We start from the raw sequence: 6967 nt of genomic DNA, 5'->3' as shown, positions 1-6967 counted from the left end.
ACAATGCCTCCGATGACCACGGTTGCCAAAGGCCGTTGCACTTCCGATCCAGGCCCAACGTTCAGTGCCATCGGAACGAACCCCAGACTTGCCACCAGCGCTGTCATGAGAACCGGGCGAAGACGAGTCAACGCACCTTCGCGGATGGTCTCCAACAATCGGCGGCCATCGTGTCTGAGTGCCCGAATGAAGGTAAGCATGACAAGGCCGTTCAACACGCCGCTACTGATAGGCACCACTTTTCTTGGACTTGTGATCATCTTCACCGGGTTTGTCATGTTTCCCAGCCGGCTAGGATATTACGCTTGGCGACGGCGGCGAAAGCGCCGCCGCGCGGCCAAATAAGCTGCCTTTAAGCGACTTAGGATGTCCAGCTGTAGATAGAATAAGGATGCTTGTTTGAATCGTCCACATGACCGGAATCGATTTCGGCCCAATTTCTTCGTGAAAAAGCTTCCGTATGGTTGGCATGCAGATAGACGAAAACGAACATCCTGGGATGAGCGGAAAGCGACTCTGCGATCTTCGTCACGAACTGCTGGAAGAGCGGTTGGCCAACGGGATTATTGGCAAAACACAACATAGGACCGAGCGGGATGTCGAAGTCGCGAATATCGACATTGTGCAAAACAAAATCGGCATGAGGAACACGTTTGTTGAACGTTTCCATATTGCTCATAGCTGAAGAATGCAGACCTTCGTCGATCTCCACGCCGATCATGTTTCTAAATCCCGCCAATGCACCGAGCATCAATACGCGTCCCTTACCAGAACCAACGTCGAGGAGCTGAAATTCTTCGACATTTTTGATGCCTGTTTTCAAGATCAGATCGTCAAACCAGGCCGGATCGATGGCCTCATAGCGACCGGCATTTTCGAGGGGACCTGCCGGGTTTTCCATCTCATCCAGCTCGACAACACCGCCGGTATCGACCCCATATTGGAGATCGAAACTTCGATCATGCACATAGCGATGCTCTTGTGCACGGCCAGCCGCAAGGATCGCCAAATTGTAGAGGGATAGCTTGATCGTTCCCCAGACGCCGTTGCGCGCGAATGATCTTCGGACCCGGGACGCTATTGACTGTGCCATGTCATGTTCCTTCTTTTTACCGACGCTTTCTGTTCTTATTGTTGGCCCAAATCGTAGTGATCGCCGTTGCGCGTCATGTCCCAGGCGTTGCAGCATCCACAGGTTGGCGTCTTGTGGACGCGGATCGGTGGCAGCAATGCAGCATCCGAGAGATCAAGTTTTCGCAGACGCATAAATCCATTCATTGAACGCACCTGTCCGATAGGTCGGAAAATTGGCGTGTTCTATTGCTCAATGGATCTCTTTCTGCGCCCATGAAACATTTGATAAAGAGCCGGCAAAACCAGAAGCGTCAGGATTGTAGAGGAGATAATGCCTCCGATGACCACGGTTGCCAAAGGCCGTTGCACTTCCGATCCAGGCCCAACGTTCAGTGCCATCGGAACGAACCCCAGACTTGCCACCAGCGCTGTCATAAGAACCGGGCGAAGCCGAGACAGCGCGCCTTCACGGATGGCCTCCAACAATGGGCGGCCATCTTCCCTCAGCGCTCGAATGAAAGTCAGCATCACCAAGCCGTTCAGCACGGCAACGCCCGACAGCGCGATAAACCCGACACCAGCGGAAATCGACATTGGAATGCCGCGTAAAAGCAAGGCGAGTACGCCTCCGGTGAGAGCTAATGGCACACCGGTAAAGACGATTGCCGAATCCTTGACTGATCGGAAAAGCGTGAACAGCAAACCGAAGATCAGCAATAACACCAGCGGAACGACGATGAAAAGCCGCTGCGATGCTGACTGCAGCTGCTCGAACGTACCGCCATATTCGACCCAATATCCTTCGGGTAAATCAACCTCGGCATCTATGTCCGATCTTAGTTCCTCTATGAACGAGCCGAGATCTCTTCCGCGCACATTAGTGGTTACGACCGCTCGCCGCTTACCATTTTCGCGACTGATCTGATTCGGGCCGACAGTGACCTCGATTGTTGCCACTTCGCCTAGCGGAATGGCGTCGCCACGTCCGGGTAATCGAATCGGCAATCGTTCTAATATGGTGGGGTCATTTCGAATAGTTTCGGGTAGCCGAACGACAATGTTGAAACGCCGGTCTCCCTCGAATATCTGCCCGGCCTGCGTCCCGCCCATGGCCGTCGAGACGATCTGTTGGACGTCAGCGATATTGAGGCCGTATCGCGTCAGCGCCGCGCGGTTTGGCCGGACCGATATGAATGGCAACCCGGTCACTTGCTCCATTTGCGCGTCTTGGGCGCCCTCCACGCCTTGCACGACCGACAATACCTCTGCGCCAGTGGTCGCCAACTGGTCGAGATCGTCGCCGAACACCTTCACCGCCACATCGGAGCGAACGCCTGCAATCAGTTCATTGAACCGCATCTGGATGGGCTGGATGAACTCGTAGCGCGATCCTGGCACCTGTTGCACAGCAGCATTCATTTCTTCGACGAGCTGCGCCTTGGGTTTTCTGGGATCGGGCCATTCGGAGCGTGGACGCATGATGATAAAGGTGTCTGCGACGCTGGGCGGCACAGCATCGGTAGCAACATCAGCCGTGCCGATCTTGGCGAATACCTCCAGCACTTCCGGAAATTCCCTGATGCGCCGCTCAAGCGCGGATTGCATCTCGACGGCTTGGGTCAGGCTGGTGCCAGGAATCCTGAGAGCATGAAGTGCTATATCCCCCTCATCGAGCTGCGGAATAAACTCAGAACCCAAGCGGGTTGCCCCGATACCGCTCAGCAGCACCAAGGCGATCGCTCCTGCAATCATCGCCTTGCCATGCCTCAACGCAAAATCGAGAGCGGGCGCATACCGGTCATGCGCCCAACGCATCACGCGATTTTCTTTTTCCTGCACCTTTCCGGTAACAAACATCGCGATCGCTGCTGGGATAAACGTCAGTGAAAGCAGCATTGCAGAGATGAGCGCGATGACTACCGTGAACGCCATCGGATGGAACGTCTTTCCTTCGACACCGGTCAGCGCAAAAATGGGCACATAGACGATCGTGATAATCAAAATGCCAAAGATGCTCGGTTTAATCACCTCGGCACTTGCTGTTTCGGCAAGCGCGAATCGCTCGTCGCGGGTCAATAGCCGGCCAAGAGAACGTTGGGCTTCACCGAACCGTCTCAAACAATTTTCGACGATGATAACGGCTCCATCGACGATCAGTCCGAAATCCAACGCGCCGAGACTCATGAGATTGCCGGAGATACGGTTCTCGACCATCCCAGTTATTGTCAGCAACATGGCAAGCGGGATAACGGCGGCAGTTATAAGCGCGGCTCGAATATTGCCCAGTAGTAGGAACAGCACCACAATAACGAGCAGTGCGCCTTCCAGAAGGTTTTTTTGAACCGTCTCAATTGTCGCCTCAACCAGAGTCGAACGATCGTAAACGGCGCGTGCCACGACTCCGGGGGGCAGCGAGAGATTGACCTCTTCGAGTCGCTCCGAAACCGCTATCGATACGTCGCGACTGTTTTCACCAACGAGCATGAAAATCGTACCCAGCACCACCTCACGGCCATCCCTGGTCGCCGCGCCGTTGCGCATTTCGCTGCCGATCACGACATCGGCGATATCGGCAATCCGTATCGGGATGCCATTACGTTCAGCTACAATTATGCTCGCAAGGTCAGCTTCGTCTTCAGCTTGTCCTGGCACCCGAATTAGATATTGCGAACCGGAGCGTTCGACATAACCCGCGCCAACGTTCGCGTTGTTATTTTCCAGCGCCTCGATGACATCGGTTACGTCGAGATTGTAGGCAACAAGCCGCGCGGGATAGGGCGTTACATGATATTGCTTGCGGTAGCCGCCAACGCTGTTGACCTCGGTAACGCCAGGCACATTCCGCAATTGTGGCCTGACGACCCAATCATGAAGTGTCCGCAAATCCTGCGGAGTATAGGCGGTGCCGTCGGGCTTTCGCGCGCCCGCCTCAGGTTCGACCGTATACATGAAGATCTCGCCAAGGCCGGTTGCAATTGGCCCCAACTCCGGTTCAACCTCTTCCGGCAGCTGCGAGCGCACACTTTGCAGCCGTTGGTTAACAAGCTGGCGCGCGAAATAGATGTCCGTGCCGTCTTCGAAAACTACGGTCACCTGGCTCAAGCCATAGCGGGACGTCGATCGTGTATATTCGAGACCGGGAAGACCAGTGATTGCGGTCTCTACCGGATAGGTGATGCGTTGCTCGGCTTCGAGCGGGGAGAAGCCAGGCGCTTCGGTGTTGATCTGAACCTGGACGTTGGTGATGTCAGGTACGGCATCGATCGGCAATCGGCTGAAATTGTATATGCCCAGCGCGGCAAGTCCGAGCACTAAGGCCAAAATCAACCAATGTTGCCGGATCGAAAACCGGATAATGCGTTCGAGCATGGCTCGGTCTCCTAATGGTCGTGGCTTGCGCCAGCTTTTTCGATGTCGGCCTTGATGATGAAACTACCCTCGGTGACATATGCCTGGCCGGGCACGATGCCGCTCAAAACCTCGGTCCATTCCGGAGTTCGTTGACCAAGTTCGAGCATCCGTACCTCGTAGGTGTCGCCGACTTTGGCGAAAACGACTGTGAAATCACGAAACGTTTGCAGCGCGCTGGTTCTGACCGCGAGCGGAACGCGGCGGCGCGATATGGTGAGTCTGCCAGTCACCCCCATTCCTTCGCGCCAATAGCCGTCTGGATTTGGAAGCGGCGCGCGCGCAGTGATCGTCTGCGTCGTCGCATCGCCAAGTGGTAGAAATCCGCCAATCGTAGTGGTCCTTGCGTGATCGCCAACCAAGCTCTCGACAATCACTTGCTGGCCTGGGCGAACCCTTTCCAGGTCGCGGGGGTAAATAGGGAACGTGACATACACATCTGCGAGATCGCCAATGATGAAGATGGGGTCACTGCCCGTCACATCGCCGACATTGGTGTGTCGCTCGAGTATGATGCCCGCTCTGGGCGAGGTGACTGAATATGTTTGCAGGCTTTCGCTGCTCTCGACGCGGGCGAGCAAGGTTCCGGCGCCGACCCGGTCGCCAACATTTCCCATCACCGCCATCACCCTGCCCGGAAAGCGTGCCCCCACTTCGGATTGCGCGCCCGGAGCAAGCTGAACCCGGCCTGTCAGGTCGATGGTTTGGTCCAACGTTGCGGGACCGGCCTCTTCGATCTCGATACCTGCCTCGCGTGCAGCCTCGGCCGTTATCGAGGTTCGCCCTTCGTAACTTTCATAGCTCCAGCTATGACGTTCACCTGTATAAGTAGCGAGCACTTCAACATCGAACGAATGCGGCTCGGTGACTACGCCATTACCGCGTAGATAATCCTGCTGCGGTGCGAAAGCGAAACGATTGACCTCACCGTCCAGCCGACTGAGCGTTACGTTCAATTCAACTTGGCTGGGATCGAGTGGCTCGTTGTTCAGAAAGGGGTAAATGTGAAATTCGGGAGGAACGCCGTCCTCGGCTATGGTAATCTCAAGAGCAAAATCGCCATCGCGGAGCATTCGACCGTTATGGGGGCCGCGTTCATAATCCGCTTCGGCTTCTTCGCCTGCGACCTCCGTATCGGACGTCAAGCCGCAGCTGGATAGCAGCACAGGAGAAACGATCAGTCCAACGGTCAGCACTAGGCGACGCAACAGGGGGATATGCATTAGCGATTCTCCTCTAGCGGCAGCGGTGCGGCGAAACGGCCTGTCAGCCGGTCCAACTCTACCCGAGCCCGATGATATTCGGCGGCAGCGTCGACTATTCGCTCTCGAACCACGCCAAGCCGTGTTTGCGCTTCGTCGATGTCGACATGCCTAAAGCCGCCGCGAGCGAAACCTTCGCGCACCTGCTCCAGCGTCCGCTGCGCACCGGGATATACCCGCTGCAAAATAGCCGTGGCCTCGAGGCGCGTCTCTTCTACTCGTTCGTGGGCCAATCGCACCGCTCTTAGTCTCGCCACTCGGGCAACTTCGATATTGGCTTCCGCTTGACGGCGTTCCGCGATGGCGCGCGCGATATTGGCGCGATTGGTGTCGTTCCTGCCGAGCGGGATAGAGGCGCCTACTACCAGCGCAAATTCGCGTGATTGATTGAGATAGCGGACGCCGCCACGCACCGTTGGATCCTGCACGCGTCGAGCGCGCTCCAATTCGATGGCAGCCTCAGCTCGCCTTACACGCGCTTCGTAGACGCGCAGATCGGCCACGGACGGGCGAGATTGCAAATCTCCCGACGTTCCCAGCTCAAAGAAAGCGTCGTTGTCGACCGTCAAGTCTTCCGACGAGCTATCCCACAACGCCGCCAGTCTCGTCAGCGCGGCAGACCGTGCATGTTCGGCAAGGTCAAAATCAACTTGGGCCTCAGCAACGCGCGTAGCCGCACGCGTGCCAGCGAAGAGAGGATCACGTGCCTCTTGGACGCGCCGGTTTACTTCGACTTCCAGTGCCCGGGCGAGCCGAAGTTGTTCTGAAGTGACTTCGACCATCGCTTGCGCGGTCATCGCCTCGACATAAGCGGTCTGCACGCGCTGAGCGATATCAAGTCTTTGCACGAGCGCTTCGGCTTCCGCGACATCAATCTCGCGGCTAGCAAGCGTAACGCGGGCTTCCCGCTTTCCACCGCGCTCGATAGTTTGAGCATAGCTGGCCGTGATTTCGGCACCGTCTACAAACCGATTTTGACCGGTCCCCAGTAAATTTTCGCCATAAAGCTCTACTGTCGGATTTGGGGAAACACCTGCCTGCGCACGAGCCGCTCGCAAAGCTTCAAGCCGAGCGGCATTTGCGTCTGCCTCAGGCGCTTGGTTTAGCGCAAGCGCAATGGCGTTCTCTAGCGTTATGGTTTCAGATAAGGCTGGTGTAGCCAGCGTGACGCCCGCAAGGATTGCGGCGCGTGCCAAATTTAACATGGAAATTATCCTTGACTG

4 protein-coding genes and 1 pseudogene are annotated in these 6967 nt (G+C 56.3%); all 5 read right to left on the bottom strand.

The window, feature by feature from the left end; genetic code table 11:
* Nucleotides 1-218, bottom strand: a pseudogene (locus tag DFR46_RS08580) (efflux RND transporter permease subunit); the annotation flags it as partial.
* A 143-nt stretch (nt 219-361) separates the two neighbouring features.
* A complete protein-coding gene (locus DFR46_RS08575; protein WP_162843439.1) occupies nt 362-1189 on the bottom strand; it encodes a class I SAM-dependent methyltransferase in 828 nt (275 codons plus the stop codon).
* A gap of 128 nt (nt 1190-1317) precedes the next feature.
* On the bottom strand, nt 1318-4443 hold the full coding sequence (locus DFR46_RS08570; protein ID WP_116236070.1) for an efflux RND transporter permease subunit: 3126 nt from the start codon (nt 4441-4443) through the stop codon (nt 1318-1320).
* A gap of 11 nt (nt 4444-4454) precedes the next feature.
* Complete coding sequence (locus DFR46_RS08565) at nt 4455-5705, bottom strand: efflux RND transporter periplasmic adaptor subunit (RefSeq protein ID WP_116236069.1); 1251 nt, start codon at nt 5703-5705, stop codon at nt 4455-4457.
* Complete coding sequence (locus DFR46_RS08560) at nt 5705-6940, bottom strand: TolC family protein (RefSeq protein ID WP_162843438.1); 1236 nt, start codon at nt 6938-6940, stop codon at nt 5705-5707. The genes DFR46_RS08565 and DFR46_RS08560 overlap by 1 nt, the downstream gene beginning before the upstream one ends.
* Between the last annotated feature and the right edge of the window lie 27 nt (nt 6941-6967).

The organism is Parasphingopyxis lamellibrachiae (assembly GCF_003385775.1).
GTDB classification, from domain to species: Bacteria; Pseudomonadota; Alphaproteobacteria; order Sphingomonadales; family Sphingomonadaceae; genus Parasphingopyxis; species Parasphingopyxis lamellibrachiae.
Note: the sequence above shows the minus strand (reverse complement) of the source record. Positions and strands in the feature narration are given on the sequence as shown.

What these genes read in the sequence shown, in the direction of transcription:
- DFR46_RS08575 (WP_162843439.1), bottom strand. Translation starts at nt 1,189, where the DNA reads ATGCTGCAACGCCTGGGACATGACGCGCAACGGCGATCACTACGATTT.
- DFR46_RS08570 (WP_116236070.1), bottom strand. Translation starts at nt 4,443, where the DNA reads ATGCTCGAACGCATTATCCGGTTTTCGATCCGGCAACATTGGTTGATT.
- DFR46_RS08565 (WP_116236069.1), bottom strand. Translation starts at nt 5,705, where the DNA reads ATGCATATCCCCCTGTTGCGTCGCCTAGTGCTGACCGTTGGACTGATC.